Genomic DNA, 15570 nt, shown 5'->3' with positions numbered 1-15570 from the left:
AAGCCTGATTACGGCTATTTAGAATTAACGTAGGAATATATTTAAATGCAAAAATTCATTGCTCTATTTGCGGGGCTTATGCTCGCGTTTACGGCTCATGCCGCTCAATTTAAAGAAGGCGAACACTACACGGTCGTCAACAATCCAAAATCATCGACATCGAAAGTTACCGAGTTCTTCTCTTTCTACTGCCCACACTGTTATAAGTTTGAGGCGATCGTTGAAAACTTAAAACCGGCGCTGCCGCAAGAGACGCGATTTGAGAAGGTCCACGTTGGATTTATGGGTGGAAACATGGCTCTACCAATGGCGAAGGCCTACGCAACTATGGTGGCGTTGGAAGTAGAACAGACTATGGTTCCTGTTATGTTTCGTCAAATCCACGATCTTGGGCAAGCGCCTCGCGACGAACAAGATCTGCGCCAAATCTTTATCGATCACGGTGTCGCAGCTGACCAGTATGACTCAGCCTACAACAGTTTTGTCGTCAACTCGATGCAGCGAAAATTTGATAAAGAGTTCAAAAAGAGCACCTTGACCGGAGTACCCGGCGTGCTGGTAAACAATAAATACCTAGTGACGGGCAAAGGGATAAAAACCTACGATGACTACAACCGATTGGTCAACTACCTTTTGACGCTATAGCCCAAACGCAAAAGCCAGCATTTTTTCTATGCTGGCTTTTTTCTTTTGTCAGGGTTATCCAGATACTCGTGCTCTTATTTCGTCAAGTGTCGTTCTTTGCAGGACTTTGCCATTTCGAAATACCGGTTGTAACTGGTTAGTCCTAGAGTCAAGTTCATCTAACCTCACCGTTTGCCACTGTTCACCTTTCACTACCGCTAAACGACCTTTTTTAGACGCTTTATTGGGATCGGTGACTGGGTTCTTGTATACGTCTTGCCACCGCCCTTCAATGCATACCGCGGATGCTTTCATGGCAAACTTCATCGTGTCTCTATTAACCTTCTGCAGCAGTTCCGCTCCCATGCCAAACGCCAGATTATCTGCACTGATTTCCTTCGCTTCTAAGTTAGAAAGTATGGCTTTAATACTATCTAGTGAAATACCATCGCCTTGAATAACGCGAACACACGAGGGCAAGACCTTGTAACCCTTGGTATTAATTTCATAGCCAAACTTGTCCATCAGTCGCTCTATGGTTGTGGAGACGATTTCAACAGGGTCGCCTGAATCCGGCCTGACAACCAAAGTGGCTCCGCTATCCATCACCTTCTGTTTGAGCTCCTCTCCCCACAGTTTATCGATAGCATGATACAAGTCGTAACTGTCACTCACTACGGCAACTAAGCTGCCCGGTTTTGCAAACTGAGTAAGCATGTTTTTATAGGCGTCGACTTCCCCGTCTTTACCCCATGCCGTAATCGTACTGTGCTCTGCGGCCGGTATTGAGAAACCCGCTATATCACAATGATAATAACGTTTACCATAAACCAGTGAAGCGACCGTATCTGTCCCTAGAAAATTAACTAAGTGCGCCAATCCACCAATTCCAGCAGCTTCGTTACTTGCCGCACCACGAGCGCCAAAATCGTGTAGCTTAAATGGTAGGCCTTCCAATGAGTCCGCGGTTTTTTCTAGGTACTGAGCTATCACTTGCTTACAGGCAAAGGATTTACTTGCCACTGTCATCGGGTACCAAATCGCTCTTAGCAGTGCGGTTTCTAAATAGCTGGTTAACCAAGCGCAATTCGGGTCAGTGTTTTTGATTTGAACCAATGCAGTATGAGCTGGCACAACCGTACCTTCAGGCAAGGCTTCAATTTCTACTGGCAGATACCCGTCGCACTTCTCCAAAATATAATCCCACCCTTGTTTGTTAAATGGGACACCATGAGCAGAATAGATTTGGGACGCCTCTTCAATATCTGCTGCGGTTATTGGGTGACAGAGGTAGGCATCTAAAAACATTTGCAAACCAAAAAACACACCATTTTCATAGGCGCCACCACGCGATTCAATGTAACTCGACACATACTCTGTTCCCTGCGGATATTGAAGATAGTGTGAGGTTTTGTATGAATCGGTATTCAAAATGATGTTCATGGATTTACTCCTTCGTCACCTATAGACTGCTTGCGGTTAACTCGTTTTCATTTACATCGCGGGAAGGGTTCAATAATCAAAACAAGATACTAAAAAGAGATACCTACGGCTATTAGACCTTGGTCATTACCCTTCCACAAATGAGATAAGTTCTCATTATGTAAGATCCTCACTCGTTTTGTCATCCGCTTTCAACACATTAGACTCTGAGCCTTGTATGTCTTATCCTCGTCCTGTTACCAACAATGAAAGATTTTAAGGTATTGAAATGGAAAAATTTGATCAGATATATCAACGTGCTTGCCAAAGAAAAGGTGGTATCGACCAGCTAGAGGCGAGATTGTCTGATTCTTTGTCCTATGAGGAGATCGCTTCAATCGATGAAGCCCAATGGCTTTCTGCATTTAGCATGAAAGTCTTTCAGTGTGGTATTTCTTGGTCACTGGTGCGAAAGAAGTGGCCGGATTTTGATGAGCTGTTTTTCAATTTCAACATCGAACCTCTGCTCATGCTCAGTGATGAACACTGGGATAACAAAGCCAGTAACCCTAAAATCATCCGTCACCACGCTAAAGTTATGACCATTAAGCACAATGCTGACATGATCTATCAAGCCCGCTTCGAACACGGTTCTTTTGGCGAGTTAGCTGCAAAACTGGCTTCACAAGACATCACCCAATTGTGGCGTTACCTCAAATCTCATGGCAAACGCTAGGGGGCAATACGGGGGCTTACGCGCTAAGAGAGTTAGGGGTTGATACTTTTATTCTCTCTAGTGATGTCGAAAACTACCTAAGAGCACACGACATTATTACTGGCGGGCGTGACTCGCTAAAATCTCATCAAGCTGCGCTTAAGGCGTTTCAGCACTGGCAAGCTGAATCGGGTCGCTCTTTCACTCACATCAGCCAAATCATCGCATTTAGTCAAGGGGAAAACAGGGTCTAACCTCTCTGTTGCCGTTTCTTTGCATTAATGTCGTGAGACGGCTTTCGTTACGGTGCTAACACATTACATTCGATGCTTTATTGACCATTGTTTTAGATGACATTGTTTACCTAACTATGTTATACCATTGTAAATATGAGGAATTTTGATGGAAAATCCACTATTCCTCTCCGTTTAGGCTCAATCTGGTCCACTGATAAATATTGGCTAGTCAAGTTTGCTCTCTTCCCTGCAAGCTTTAATGTTGAACCTTTACCACAATGACGCAACTTCTAGTAATCACCACAGAGCACACTCTTTGCTTGCTAACTTAGTGTCATTGCCTTGTACAATAAAACGTCATGGAAGGCTTTATGTTTGGTCAGGTAATCGGAATTCTGTTCCCAGTGTTTGCATTGGTGCTGGTAGGCTACAGTGTAGGGCGCTGGTTAAAGCCTGATTTTAAACCTATCAACCGCATTAATATGGAAACCTTCACACCTGCGCTAGTTTTTTCTAGCCTAGTTTCCATGCCTTTGGGCGAGCAACAGTTTCCCCTGCTGATCGCCGCTTTAGTCGCGGTACTGATTCCAGCGCTTGTTATGCTGCCTATTTGCCGTTTAATGAAGTTGAATTACAAGGCTTGGACGCCGCCACACATGTTTAGAAACAGTGGAAATTTGGCCATTCCCTTGTTCACCTACACGTTTGGTGAAACGGCTCTTGGGGCCGCTGTTCTGCTTTTTGTTGTTTCCGCTTGTACTCATATCAGTATCGGTTTGGTTATGTTGAGTAGCGGCAACCCAGTCAAGCAAATCGTAAAAATGCCCGTATTTATAGCGGCGGCATCTGCGCTAGCACTGAACCTTTTAAACGTAGAGGTGTGGAAGCCCTTGTATGACGCTACTGCCCTATTAGGACAAGCCGCTATACCAGTGATGCTATTGTCTCTTGGAGCGCAAATGTGCCATATCAAACTGAGTGGGCTACGCGTTGGCTTGCTTTGTACCCTTCAATCTTTGTTAACGGGCGCCATCGCTTTTTCAATTATCTATTGGTTTATTCCACTCTCAGTGATGCATCTGCAAATGATGGTTCTGTTTTCTATGCTACCACCAGCCGTGATGAACTATCTGTTCGCAGAGCGATTTAGTATAGAGCCCACTAAAGTCGCTTCTATGGTGTTGTTTGCCAACTTCTTTAGTGTCATCACACTGCCTATTTTACTAGGGCTGGCGTTAACTTTGGAGTGAGTGCCCTTACACAAAATCAATGAAGGGCTTGTTACATCTTTAACGTAAAAAGTTTAGATGAACTTCTGCTTATGCTGAGACTTCGCGTCTTTTTCATTGCCGCGCTTATAATTTCCTGTCATTCGAGCCATGACTTGCTGCTGCTCTTCAAAGTTAAGCTCTTGCATATCATTTGCAAATGTCAGAGCTTTAGTCCCCTTTAACACTGTTACCGTTTGACTGTCGCGCAGTATGACGCATCGACCATCTTGAATTCGATAGCTAAAACCTAAATCCGCTTGTTTATTTTTCATAATGACCTAACCCCTGATAATCACATTTGATTCATTACAACTAGTGATTTGTATTGATATCTCTACGAGTCAGGGCTGCACCCTTGCGACTCGTGTATACAGCCGACAACACTCTTATATCACGTTATTCACCAACTTGTAGTCATCGATAAGTGGGATTAACGGCAATTTGTGAACTAGGGGCGAATGCAATGCTATAAACGGGGCATATATATAAAAAGCAGCTGTAAAGCGTGTTTTGTCATTAACGCGCCCTTGGCCTATATCGAGCGCGTATCAAAGCAATCAGAGTTAGGCGCTTCGGGCGACCTTTCTCACCGGAGCCGCTGGTTGACGAACAATAAAACCGATTCCACACAAAAATAATCCACACGCAACCATTTGAACTTGGCTTAAGGTTTCATCGTAGAACCAATATCCACAGATAAGCGCAAATACGGGCACAAGCAAGGTAAGTGGCGCAACGGTGCTCATTGGGTATTCCAACACCAATCGGTTCCATATCCAGTAGCCAAACAGTGTTGTCGGGTAAGCTTGGAACAGAACCGCTACCGTGGTGTTCCAATCCCAATTGGCAACAGAGGATGAGATAACGTCTGTACCGTGAATGGCCATTGCCAGCACCACGAGAGGCAGAGGGGCAAATAACATTCCCCAAACGTTAAAAGCGAATGCTCTCTTTGCTTTGGCCGCTTTGACGATAATTCCCATCAATGTCCATGAGGACGCGGCAATACTGATAAGAAATAGTCCGGGAAACGTCACGTTGCCGTTGGTATACATCACCGAGACAACCAAACCTATCATCGCTAAACACACGCCGATAGTTTTAAACAAGTGAATTTTATCCTTGTATAAAACTAGCCCTGAGACCACGCCAAACAGCACGCTACTTTGCATTAACACAGACGACATGCCGGACGACAGACCCATAGTTATCGACCACGAAGCCATTCCCCAAATTCCAACGCCAAACACTACGCCGTAACTAACCAGATAGCGCCATGCGACCTGAGGTCGTGCAATAAAAAAGATAACGGGAAACACCGCCAATGAGAAACGCGCAGCAGTCATGATAAGAGGGTTAACTTCGGTTACCGCGAGTTTGATCATGGTGAAATTAAACCCCCAAATAAAGGTGACAATTAAAGCCAATAGTAGATCTTTTTTCTTCATTTTCACTTCCTGTATGTTTTTTTATAGTGTGTCTTGCGCGCAAAAAACAGTACAGATACAATTTAAAACAAAGAAACCAGTACAGATTAGTTATGCCTAGATACCAACAGCTCGCAGACATGGTCATCGAGAGTATTCAAGACGGCCGTATCCCAATAAGTGCAAAACTTCCGTCGCTAAGACAGTTTGCCAAACAGCACGATATTAGTGTCGCTACTGCGGTTTCGTGTTATCAAGAGTTGGAATCCCTTGGTTGGTAGAGTCCAAACCCAAAGCTGGTTTTTTTGTTCAAAGACGTCATAAAGCCATTGCCTCACCTACTTTGACGCAATTCAAAAGTCAAATTAGTACACCTAGCTATACCGGCATAGACAACAATGGCATACCGGATGGTCCTCTCGGCATTTCCTCTACACCTTTAGATAACCAAGCGCTTTCTGATATCGATCGCTGTTTTAAGCGTTGTAGCAAACGTATTGGCCAACGCTTAAATCAGTATCCGGATCGACAAGGGGAACTCATGCTGAGACAGGCCCTGTCCGATCACTTTTATCAACAAGGCTTTGGATTTACCCCACAAAATGTTGTTGTCACTCATGGAGGAATGTCTGCGGTAAAAACCGCTTTGGAAAGTTGTACTCAAGCGGGTGATACCGTCGCGATCAGTTCACCTTGTTTTAGTGGTTTGCTTGAAATCATCCATCAAATGAGACTTAGAGTAGTTGAAATACCGTCGACAAAAGAAGGCGTTGACTTAGAACAATTTGAATTTCACTTGCGCAATAACAACATACAAGCGGGATTGTTTTGCACTTCGCATATGAATCCGCAAGGGATTAATATGTCTGCCGATCAAAAGCGAAAACTGGCTTACTTGGCAGCGAAATACCAAACGCCAGTCATCGAAGATGATGTCTATGTAGAACTGTCGCATAACGACGAGTTTCCTCTGCCCGCAAAACACTATGATACTGAAGGCTATATTTTGTGGTGTGGCTCTGTCTCTAAAACGCTATCTCCGGCATATCGTCTTGGCTGGTGTCTGCCGGGGCGGTACTTGCAAAGCTACATCTCAGCGTTTTCCACCGCAAGCTACGGTGTCGCCTTGCCTATTCAAGTGGCCATCGCTGACTTTATAGACAGTGGCCTCTATGGCAAATACGTCAAGCGAAAGCGCACCCAGTTGCTACAACAAAAGCACCAGTACACTGACTTTTTGCGACAGCACTTACCATTAGGCAGTAAGATAAGCAGCCCAAAAGGTGGGCTGGTGCTGTGGGTACAAGTCCCCGGCTTAACGAGCGAAGCATTGTCGAACGCCAGTATCGCGAAGCAACTCGACATCAGAGCAGGAAAAGTCTTTACATCTCTTCCTCTTTACGGGGACTGCTTTCGCGTCAATATGGGTCACCCTTTTAGCCCTGATGTTAAGCAAGAGTTGGAAAAACTAATAACCGTCATTGAACAAGCTCAAACGCACATCATTGAACCTAGTAAGAGTTAGATTCACCTCAATTGTCACTCTCTGTGCCAAACAGGATCGATCTCATAGTGCTGCCTGTGATGCTCAAATCGCGCACCAACCACACCTTATCCCGTGCGCCTTGATGACCCTGAAAATGTAACAATATGTGGCTTTGAGCCCTTGTTGTAACACGCTTCAACCACACTTCTAATACTGTGAATCCAACCCACTTCAAAAAAACAAAAGTTATATTTGCGCTATTTATGTTTTTAACAATAATGCGTGCTGTTACAAATATGTAACGAACACAACATCATAAAAAACAATATTAATATAACTAATTTTCATATTAGACAGGACACAACATGGATAAAAAAACAATGCTGGCGCTAGCTGGTAGCACAGTTGCATTTAATGCATCGGCTTCCAGTTTAGACCAAGCGATTAACGAGGTCGTCGCACCGATCGTCAACCCATTTGTAGGAATGATCTTCTCGACTATTCCTTTCCCCTTTACTGACGTTCAAGTGCCATGGATCGTACTTTGGTTAGTCGTTGCTGCCGTTTTCTTTACGTTTTACTTAGGTTTTATCAACATTCGTGGCTTTAAACACGCCGTTGATTTGGTCTCGGGAAAATACAGTAATCCAAAAGAGAAAGCAGAAGGCGAGGTTTCACACTTCCAAGCACTAACCACTGCCCTATCAGGTACTGTTGGCCTTGGTAACATTGCGGGTGTTGCCGTGGCAATCTCAATCGGTGGTGCAGGTGCAACATTCTGGATGATCCTTGCTGGCGTACTGGGTATGTCCAGTAAGTTTGTCGAGTGTTCATTAGGCGTTAAATACCGAAACACCAACCCCGACGGCTCTTTTTCAGGTGGTCCAATGTACTACCTGAGCAAAGGCCTTGCTGCACGTGGCAAAGCGGCATTTGGTCGCACCCTAGCTGTACTTTTCTCTATCTGCGCGATAGGTGGCGCACTGGGTGGCGGTAACATGTTCCAAGCCAACCAAGCCTACAAGCAAGTTGTTGGAGTCACTGGCGGCGATGCATCCTTCTTAGCGGATAAAGGTTGGTTGTTTGGTTTAGTTCTCGCCATTATCGTAGGTATCGTCATTATCGGTGGTATTAAATCCATCGCGAAAGTGACTGAAAAAGTAGTTCCATTTATGGCGTTAATCTACGTCGGTGCTGCACTGGTGATTATCGGTATCAACTACGATCGCATCGACGATGCCTTCTACGCAATCTTCCACGGCGCATTTACCGGTGAAGGCATTGCTGGTGGTGTCATTGGCGTTTTGATCCAAGGTTTTAAACGAGCAGCATTCTCGAACGAAGCCGGTGTTGGTTCTGCGGCGATCGCTCACGCAGCGGTCAAGACCAAGGAGCCTATGTCTGAGGGCTTCGTTTCTTTGCTAGAGCCTTTTATCGACACTGTTGTCATTTGTACTATGACGGCACTAGTCATCATTATTACGGGTTACCTTGATACCGATACAGGTTTAGCTGGTGTAGAACTGACTTCTGCCGCCTTTGGTAGCGCTATTAGCTGGTTCCCATACATTTTAGCCATTGCCGTAGTACTGTTTGCATTCTCGACAATGATCTCATGGTCATATTACGGTCTAAAAGCTTGGACTTTCCTATTTGGTGAGAGTAAAACCGCTGAGCTGGTATTTAAAGTTAAATTCTGTACCTTCGTTGTCATTGGTGCAGCGATGAATCTTGGGCCTGTAATCGACTTCTCTGATGCCATGATCTTCTCTATGGCTCTGGTTAACATTGTCGGTCTTTATATCTTGGTTCCTGAAATCAAAAAAGATTTGGCAGACTACCTACAGCGTTTAGACGAAGGTAAACTTAAGAAGTACAAACAAGCAACTGCCGAGAGCTAAGGTCGTTGTTAAATCGATATACTATGATAAAGCCCCTAACGGGGCTTTTTTCATAGAGCAACATTCAGCATGCCTCTGGAAAATAGGGCTACAGCGAGTAGCGCAACTAGGCTAAGCGCCCCTGCTCCAAACCTCTCTCGGCCTTTAAACGGATTGACTCCCTGCTCTTTTTTGGCTTGTACGTAGAAGTACAGCCCCGGAACATAAAGCACCGCTGACATAAGTAGATAGTTCAGTCCAGATGCGTAAAGCAACCATACTCCGTACACTGTCGCCCCCAGCCCCACGATTAAAAAGTGGCGATGCTCTTTTTTTGTTATCGATAATTTAAGAACGTACGCACCAACTAGGAAGTAAGGGATCAGAATCATTTCCGAAGCGATAATGAGCAATGTGTCGTAAGTACTGCCAGCAAACATCACCGCAATCAAACTAACTTGAATCCAAACATTAGTGAGTAGCAAGGGACGAACTGGAGTTCCCGCTTGGTTCACCTCGGCATACTTTTTGGGGAACATGCCTTCTTTTGCACATAGGTATGGAGCTTCTGACGCCAGAACCGTCCAGCTCAAGAACGCACCGCACACCGAGATCAAAAGACCGATACTGATAATGTACTGACCAGCTGGGCCAATGATTTCCGTAAGAACCTGCGCCATAGAAGGATTTTGATACTGCGCTAGATCTGTCGCTTAACCACGCCCATAGAAAGCAATGAAACCAGCACGTAAATAGCCAGCGCGGTTAACAACCCTAGTATTGTTGCTCTGCCTATGTCTTTGCGATGACGGGCGTCCTGAAACCACCACCGCTCCTTCAATACCGATAAACACCCAAACCGTTACTAACATGGTGCTTTTCACTTGGGAGAGTAGGTCGTGCTCTAGACCAAAATGCACGCCAGTAAAATCGAGCGTAAATCGTTCCCAGTTAAAGGCGAACAGCGCACAAAGAACAAAAAGTATCAAAGGGAGTAACTTAGCTATGGTTGTCACCATATTAATAAGTGCTGCCGTTTTTACTCCTTTTAACACCAAGGCGTGTACCATCCACAATAATGCTGACGCACCTATCACAGACAAAATGGTGTTACCTTGACCAAACCACTGATTATCAGGTGTATCCGTCATCAAACCCAGTGTGCTAAACACAATGACCAAATAGGAAACATTGGCTAACATAGCGCTCAGCCAATAACCCCAAGCGGAGCAAAATCCGACAAAATCGCCGAAGCCAGCTTTTGCATAACCGAATACGCCACTATCAATATCAGGCCTGCTCATCGCCAGCTTTTGAAAAGATAAAGCTAAAAAAATCATACCGACGCCGGTTATCGACCAACCGATCAACACTGCCGCAGGGCTGGCGACAGAAGCCATATTTTGTGGCAAGCTGAACACTCCCGCTCCTATCATCGAACCTATAACGATAGCGGTAAGCGCACCAAGTCCTAATTTATTATCCATTGTATTTTTACCTTTACAGGCAGCAGCAAAAACCAAATTCTAAGACTTAATAACTAAAATCACAGCGACCTAGTAAGTAAAACGTAAATGGCAAATTCGCTTTCGGTGATTTCTTTGCGGAGGATCAAATGAGGCAAGGATAATTAAGATATAAAATCCAACATAACCAATTTAAACGGAATTTAATTCACTATAAATGCATTTATCTGGATTATACATCCAAATTACCATTTAAATAGCAGTTTAAAATAAATCGGACCTTTCGCGATTATTCTATAGTTTTCAACCGCTAACATTCTGCCCAATTGCCGTCATCAGCACGTCAGTTTCTATGTGCTACATTTAGTCATGTATCTGTAGCACTCCTGTTATGTGGTCGCCTGTTCGGCGGCCTTTTTTTTGCTTTTATTCTAGGTTCAACACGCCCGTTATAAACTCGTGTCCATGACATAAAAAAGCCTCTGATTAACCGAAGTAACATCAGAGGCAGCAGTGTAAGCAGTAACGTTTTAGCGTCACTTTAGTGTCGTGAGCCCGCCGGATTCGATCCAAACTCAACGTGATGATAGATGTCAGCAAGAGATTTAGGCTTGCGAGGCTTTTTACTTCGCTCCGGTCTATCCGGATTTGCACTGCCTTCTTTCAGTGCTTTTTCATGAGCCTGAGCTGATTGAATAAACTCAGGATTAGCCAGCGCTTTTTGGCGCAGTTGGTTAACTCTTTCAAGTGTTTCCCACAGCATAATTTTCTCCTTTGAGTCTAACTGTATATTTAAACAGTATTCAACTTTCCTAAATCTGTCAACAAATAACTGTTATTTTATACAGTATTTATTGTAGATAGGCGTTTAACATCCAAAGCAGTTTTTCTTGTTCGCGAATGTAATCGCCCATTTGAGAAGCGGTACCCTCATCGTCTACCTCTGCTGCTGCAGCAAGAACTGATCTTTGCTGAGTAACGAGTTTGCTAAAGCCGTCCACCAGTCCCTGAACGCATTCAACACCTTGAGTTGCATTCTGATGCTCTTTGATTTCGCTGTTCTTTAAATAGGACGAGAAGCTGTGCTCCGGTGTCGCTCCTAGGGTGAGAACTCGTTCTGCCAACTCATCAATCTTGGTTTGAAGATCCGTGTATATCTCTTCAAACTTAACGTGAAGCTCAAAGAAAGCTTGTCCCTTGATGTTCCAATGGTAGCCACGAGTGTTCATGTACAACACTTGATAATTGGCGAGTAAGGCGTTGAGTTGAACACTCAGTTGGTTAGCGTCTTGTTGGTTTAGCCCGATAAAGTTTGTGCGGTTAGTCATAGTCTCTCTCCAGTTGCTTTTGTTGCGCTATGGAGTCACTTTAAACCCAAACGTTTGATAGGTATATTAGATTAAAACTATAGTATTGATAGCAAATACCTTTTAATAAAAGCCATCTTTGGGGTCGAATTCTGGATATTTAATCAACAGAGCTTCAACATCACTTTGCGCTTCTCTAAGGGCATTGACACATTCCCTGTCCAACTTGCCTTGATTCACCATTTTTTCCATCTCTAACAATGCATGTGGGACATCACAAGCTTGTCGATAAGGCTTGTGCGTTGTCATGGCGTCAAATACGTTGGCGACCGCAACAATACGAGCAGCAATTGGAATCTCTTCACCGCGAAGGTGGTTAGGGTAACCGGAACCATCCATAAACTCGTGATGATGGGCCATGATCTCACTAAGTAGCTGAATACAAGGGTGCTGTGGATGCCCTAGCCTAGCTAACGCTTCATCAATAATATCTAAGCCGTGTCCAATGTGACTTTGCATTGCCACCACTTCTTGAGTCGTTAAGGGCGACTCTTTACAAAGCAAAGTGACTGGAAGACGCGTTTTACCCAAGTCGTGGAACTGCGCAAACATGCTTAAGTGCTCTATGGTTTCATCGTCAAAACCATGCAGATAAGCCACGTGATTAGCAATAATCCGGGTGTAAGCCGACACTCTTTCTTTATGTGCTTGAGACTCTTTGTGATAGCACGGTGCCAACTTTTGAACCTGCTCGGCATAGTGAGAAATAGACCAGACGATTTGACACTCCGAAATGACAGAAAACGCTACCATATCGATATAGGGCTTAAGGTCATGGATGATTTCGATGTCAAAGGCACTTTCTCGATAGGAGTTTAAAAAAACAAATCCGATAAAATCACTATCTCGAAAACACGGGATCGCAGCGCTAGAGCGAAAGCCGCTTTCAATAAGCATGCTGACATGTCGAGAAGGGGGAATGTGTGTAAGACTGGAAAGAATCCTAGGTTGCTTGCTTTCGACACACTTCTTTAGGGTTGGGAGTGAATCCAGCGGTGCTTCGTAATGTGCCTTTTCGAGACTGAGAAAGGTGCTATCAGCATAGGTTCTCAACATGTCTGCGTCGCTGTCGTAAAGCGCAAACGACACCCTGTCTAAGTCGGCGACATGAGCTTGCATTCTCCCTTGAATGGAGTGCATCTGCTCGTTTAGTGACTCCGCGTGATGATAAAAAGTTATCCCTTGCTGATATTGTGTAAATTCCATTTCCCTAACCCCAAAAACGAACAGCGCTTTTATCGCTGCGTATAAGTTTAGGCAACAAAACGAAACTGCACTAAGACAAGGCGCGAATTTTTACAACTTTATTGGCCTTACTTATTCATTGAAGATATCTAAATTCAGTGCAACGGGTTCGCCCAACCAATAGACGTGCTCAGTGTGATCCTTCAGGGCGTTCCCTGTACTGGCATGAATAAAAACCGTTAAACCATTTCGATGTTCATCAAGCCACTCAACGACATTTTCAAAGTGACCTTTATCGACGCTCACCTGAAAGCTCCACTTGGGGTGTGGGCCTACGTTGCGCTCGTGCAATCGGCCCAGCGGTAGCGCCCATTGTTCACCGATAGATTGATAAAGCGCCTTAGCGTGCAAAAGCGTCTCTTTGTCAAAATAGACATGCACGTGATAGTCATCGTAGTCATTGCGAAACATGATTAGTCCACCAAACCATTTTCTACTGCATAAGTCGCAAGTTGAGCGGTACTGTGAAGATCCAGCTTGTGCTTAATGTTCTGTCGGTGGGTTTCCACGGTTCGATAACTGATATCGAGCAAGGAAGCAATTTTTTTACTGCTATGACCTTGTGCCACCATTTTGAGCACCGACTCCTCCCGTCGACTTAACGGGTTTGACTTTGGTGCTGCTGGCGCAATTTCTTGGGTAAACAGAGTCTGAGTAACGGACTCACAAAAATAGGTCGAACCTTGATTCACCGTTTTAATCGCCTGTACCATTTTTTCAGCCGAGATATCTTTAAGCATGTAGCCAACCGCCCCCGCTTGCATCACTTTCATGATGTATTCTCGGTTATCGTGCATGGTTAGCATTAGTACTCGCACTTCGGGGTGCTCTTCTTTGATTAAAGCCGTTGCTTCAATACCGTTCATAATGGGCATACTGACATCCATCAAGACCACATCGGGCTTAAACTTGTTTACCACTTCAACAGCTTCTACACCGTTGCTGGCGGTACCAATCACCTCTATATCGCTTTCTAGCTCCAACCTAGCAATAAAACCGTCCAGCACAACTTGGTGGTCATCTACAATCACTACGCTAATCGGGCTACCATACACCAATCCATCCAATTTCAACAACACGGTTATTTCCGTTCCAAATCCTGGCTCACTCAACAACTCAAAATCACCGCCGATAAACTCGACGCGCTCTCTCATATTGCGCAGCCCTATTCCATTGCGTCTCAGCGCCTCAGATGGGTGAAACCCCACCCCATCATCACGAACCAGCAATTGAAGCATATTGCCCATTTGCTGCACTGATACGGTTACTTTACTTGCACTAGCGTGCTTCTCAATGTTTGTAATCGACTCCTGTACCACTCGATACAGTGTGGTAGCTACTTCTGATTTTAGTTTACCCGGTTGGGTACTGAGAAGAATTTCTAATTCGACGCCAGAATGAGAACGGTAGTCTTGCAACAAAGAGTTTAATGCCGCTTCAAGACCAATATCATCTAGGGCGCTTGGCCTTAACTTGTGTGAGATATGGCGCACTTCATTTATTGCCGTGGTCAACGAGTTGAGCGATTTATCTACGTGAACTTTTAACCCGTCTTCTTGGATTTTATGGCCAAGCAGATCGAGATGGCATTTACTGGAAACAAGAAGCTGGTTAATGCCATCGTGTAATTCTCTAGCGAGATACTTTTTCTCATCTTCTTGGAACATAACGGTTTTGTGGGCCAACTCTTTTAAACTTCTATCGGCAATTTTATGTTCGTGTAGATTTATCGCCAACGTAATCACCAAGATCACCGCTACGGTAACAATCAATATCACGATTAAACTAAAAAACGTTGTTTCAATATTGTCGTTAATGGCCGTTTGCATGGTCGCAATTTCAGTGTGCACATCTTCAATGTAAAGTCCCGTGCCAATCATCCAGCCCCATTTGTCCAACCAAGCGGCATAACTCAATTTTAATACCGTTTCACCACTGGATGGTTTTTGCCATAGATACTGGTGATAACCGCCTCCTGACTGGGCTGCATGGAGCAGTTCTTGAATGAGGTAGTCACCGTTGCTGTCTTGAAGCTCGTGCAAATTCTGCCCGACGAGTTCAGGCAAGATGGGGTGCACAAGGTTAAGTCCATTGGTGTCATACGCAAAGAAATAGCCATCTTTGCCATAACGCAATTTTGTTAATATTGATTTGACTTCCTGTTGGGCGGTTTCCGTATCGAGATCGGGGTCGTTGTATACGTGAGAGATAGCGTCAAATGCCAAGTCGACACTGTCTTTAAGCGCGGTCTCTTTAGATTTGATCAATGAGCTGTGAAAAATGGCTACCTCGCGATCCCCCAAAGTCTTGGCCTGATAAATCGCGATCCAGCTAATGCTAACGGTCACCAACAGCAACGGGACCAAACTCAGCAAAATAAGTTTTGCTTTAAGAGGCATTCCTTCTCCTCAAACGTAAAAAACTGCCCTTT

11 protein-coding genes and 4 pseudogenes are annotated in these 15570 nt (G+C 44.5%); 5 read left to right on the top strand and 10 right to left on the bottom strand.

Annotated elements, in window-relative coordinates; translation table 11 throughout:
• Positions 1–45: 45 nt before the first annotated feature.
• Positions 46–645, top strand: a complete 600-nt coding sequence (locus BLO31_RS10005; RefSeq protein WP_070965428.1) for a thiol:disulfide interchange protein DsbA/DsbL — start codon at positions 46–48, stop codon at positions 643–645.
• Positions 646–699: 54 nt separating this feature from the next.
• Here BLO31_RS10005 and BLO31_RS10000 read toward each other — a convergent pair whose 3' ends face one another.
• Positions 700–2067 (bottom strand): nicotinate phosphoribosyltransferase, encoded by a 1368-nt coding sequence (locus BLO31_RS10000; protein WP_070965424.1) that lies wholly within the window; start codon positions 2065–2067, stop codon positions 700–702.
• A gap of 262 nt (positions 2068–2329) precedes the next feature.
• Between BLO31_RS10000 and BLO31_RS09995 the strand changes: the two are divergent.
• Together BLO31_RS09995 and BLO31_RS09990 are read left to right on the top strand one after the other, a co-directional pair.
• A pseudogene (locus BLO31_RS09995) lies at positions 2330–3015 on the top strand (DNA-3-methyladenine glycosylase I).
• Positions 3016–3368: 353 nt separating this feature from the next.
• Entirely contained in the window at positions 3369–4247 is an 879-nt protein-coding gene (locus BLO31_RS09990; protein WP_070965421.1) for an AEC family transporter, read from the top strand.
• 53 nt (positions 4248–4300) lie between these two features.
• Here BLO31_RS09990 and BLO31_RS09985 read toward each other — a convergent pair whose 3' ends face one another.
• Both BLO31_RS09985 and BLO31_RS09980 read right to left on the bottom strand, forming a co-directional pair.
• Positions 4301–4540, bottom strand: coding sequence for a hypothetical protein (locus tag BLO31_RS09985; RefSeq protein WP_070965418.1), 240 nt, complete (start codon positions 4538–4540; stop codon positions 4301–4303).
• A 291-nt stretch (positions 4541–4831) separates the two neighbouring features.
• Positions 4832–5716, bottom strand: a complete 885-nt coding sequence (locus BLO31_RS09980; RefSeq protein WP_070965415.1) for an EamA family transporter — start codon at positions 5714–5716, stop codon at positions 4832–4834.
• A gap of 92 nt (positions 5717–5808) precedes the next feature.
• On the opposite strand from BLO31_RS09980, the pseudogene BLO31_RS09975 reads away from it, so the two are divergent.
• Together BLO31_RS09975 and BLO31_RS09970 are read left to right on the top strand one after the other, a co-directional pair.
• Positions 5809–7220: pseudogene (locus BLO31_RS09975) on the top strand (aminotransferase-like domain-containing protein).
• A 326-nt stretch (positions 7221–7546) separates the two neighbouring features.
• Complete coding sequence (locus BLO31_RS09970; protein ID WP_070965412.1) at positions 7547–9082, top strand: alanine/glycine:cation symporter family protein; 1536 nt, start codon at positions 7547–7549, stop codon at positions 9080–9082.
• Between the two features lie 50 nt (positions 9083–9132).
• Here the strand turns inward: BLO31_RS09970 and BLO31_RS09965 are convergent.
• The 7 genes and pseudogenes from BLO31_RS09965 to BLO31_RS09940 form a co-directional block, all read right to left on the bottom strand.
• Positions 9133–10548 (bottom strand): annotated as a pseudogene (locus BLO31_RS09965) (basic amino acid/polyamine antiporter).
• 520 nt (positions 10549–11068) lie between these two features.
• Positions 11069–11290, bottom strand: coding sequence for a hypothetical protein (locus BLO31_RS09960; protein WP_070965408.1), 222 nt, complete (start codon positions 11288–11290; stop codon positions 11069–11071).
• A gap of 88 nt (positions 11291–11378) precedes the next feature.
• Positions 11379–11855 (bottom strand): Dps family protein, encoded by a 477-nt coding sequence (locus BLO31_RS09955; RefSeq protein ID WP_070965405.1) that lies wholly within the window; start codon positions 11853–11855, stop codon positions 11379–11381.
• A gap of 102 nt (positions 11856–11957) precedes the next feature.
• Entirely contained in the window at positions 11958–13100 is a 1143-nt protein-coding gene (locus tag BLO31_RS09950; RefSeq protein ID WP_070965402.1) for an HD-GYP domain-containing protein, read from the bottom strand.
• Between the two features lie 111 nt (positions 13101–13211).
• Positions 13212–13550, bottom strand: a complete 339-nt coding sequence (locus BLO31_RS09945) for a DOPA 4,5-dioxygenase family protein (protein ID WP_070965398.1) — start codon at positions 13548–13550, stop codon at positions 13212–13214.
• A gap of 2 nt (positions 13551–13552) precedes the next feature.
• The gene (locus BLO31_RS24435; RefSeq protein WP_245688460.1) at positions 13553–14194 is read right to left on the bottom strand and encodes a response regulator transcription factor; all 642 of its coding nucleotides are present in this window, start codon (positions 14192–14194) and stop codon (positions 13553–13555) included.
• Positions 14192–15538 (bottom strand): annotated as a pseudogene (locus BLO31_RS09940) (cache domain-containing protein); the annotation flags it as partial. The gene BLO31_RS24435 and the pseudogene BLO31_RS09940, both read right to left, overlap by 3 nt.
• Positions 15539–15570: the final 32 nt, after the last annotated feature.

Source organism: Vibrio sonorensis (assembly GCF_001854765.1).
Taxonomy (GTDB): domain Bacteria; phylum Pseudomonadota; class Gammaproteobacteria; order Enterobacterales; family Vibrionaceae; genus Vibrio; species Vibrio sonorensis.
Note: the sequence above shows the minus strand (reverse complement) of the source record. Positions and strands in the feature narration are given on the sequence as shown.

Coding starts and splice junctions, on each gene's coding strand:
- BLO31_RS10005 (WP_070965428.1), top strand. CDS start 46: ATGCAAAAATTCATTGCTCTATTTGCGGGGCTTATGCTCGCGTTTACG.
- BLO31_RS10000 (WP_070965424.1), bottom strand. CDS start 2,067: ATGAACATCATTTTGAATACCGATTCATACAAAACCTCACACTATCTT.
- BLO31_RS09990 (WP_070965421.1), top strand. CDS start 3,369: ATGTTTGGTCAGGTAATCGGAATTCTGTTCCCAGTGTTTGCATTGGTG.
- BLO31_RS09985 (WP_070965418.1), bottom strand. CDS start 4,540: ATGAAAAATAAACAAGCGGATTTAGGTTTTAGCTATCGAATTCAAGAT.
- BLO31_RS09980 (WP_070965415.1), bottom strand. CDS start 5,716: ATGAAGAAAAAAGATCTACTATTGGCTTTAATTGTCACCTTTATTTGG.
- BLO31_RS09970 (WP_070965412.1), top strand. CDS start 7,547: ATGGATAAAAAAACAATGCTGGCGCTAGCTGGTAGCACAGTTGCATTT.
- BLO31_RS09960 (WP_070965408.1), bottom strand. CDS start 11,290: ATGCTGTGGGAAACACTTGAAAGAGTTAACCAACTGCGCCAAAAAGCG.
- BLO31_RS09955 (WP_070965405.1), bottom strand. CDS start 11,855: ATGACTAACCGCACAAACTTTATCGGGCTAAACCAACAAGACGCTAAC.
- BLO31_RS09950 (WP_070965402.1), bottom strand. CDS start 13,100: ATGGAATTTACACAATATCAGCAAGGGATAACTTTTTATCATCACGCG.
- BLO31_RS09945 (WP_070965398.1), bottom strand. CDS start 13,550: ATGTTTCGCAATGACTACGATGACTATCACGTGCATGTCTATTTTGAC.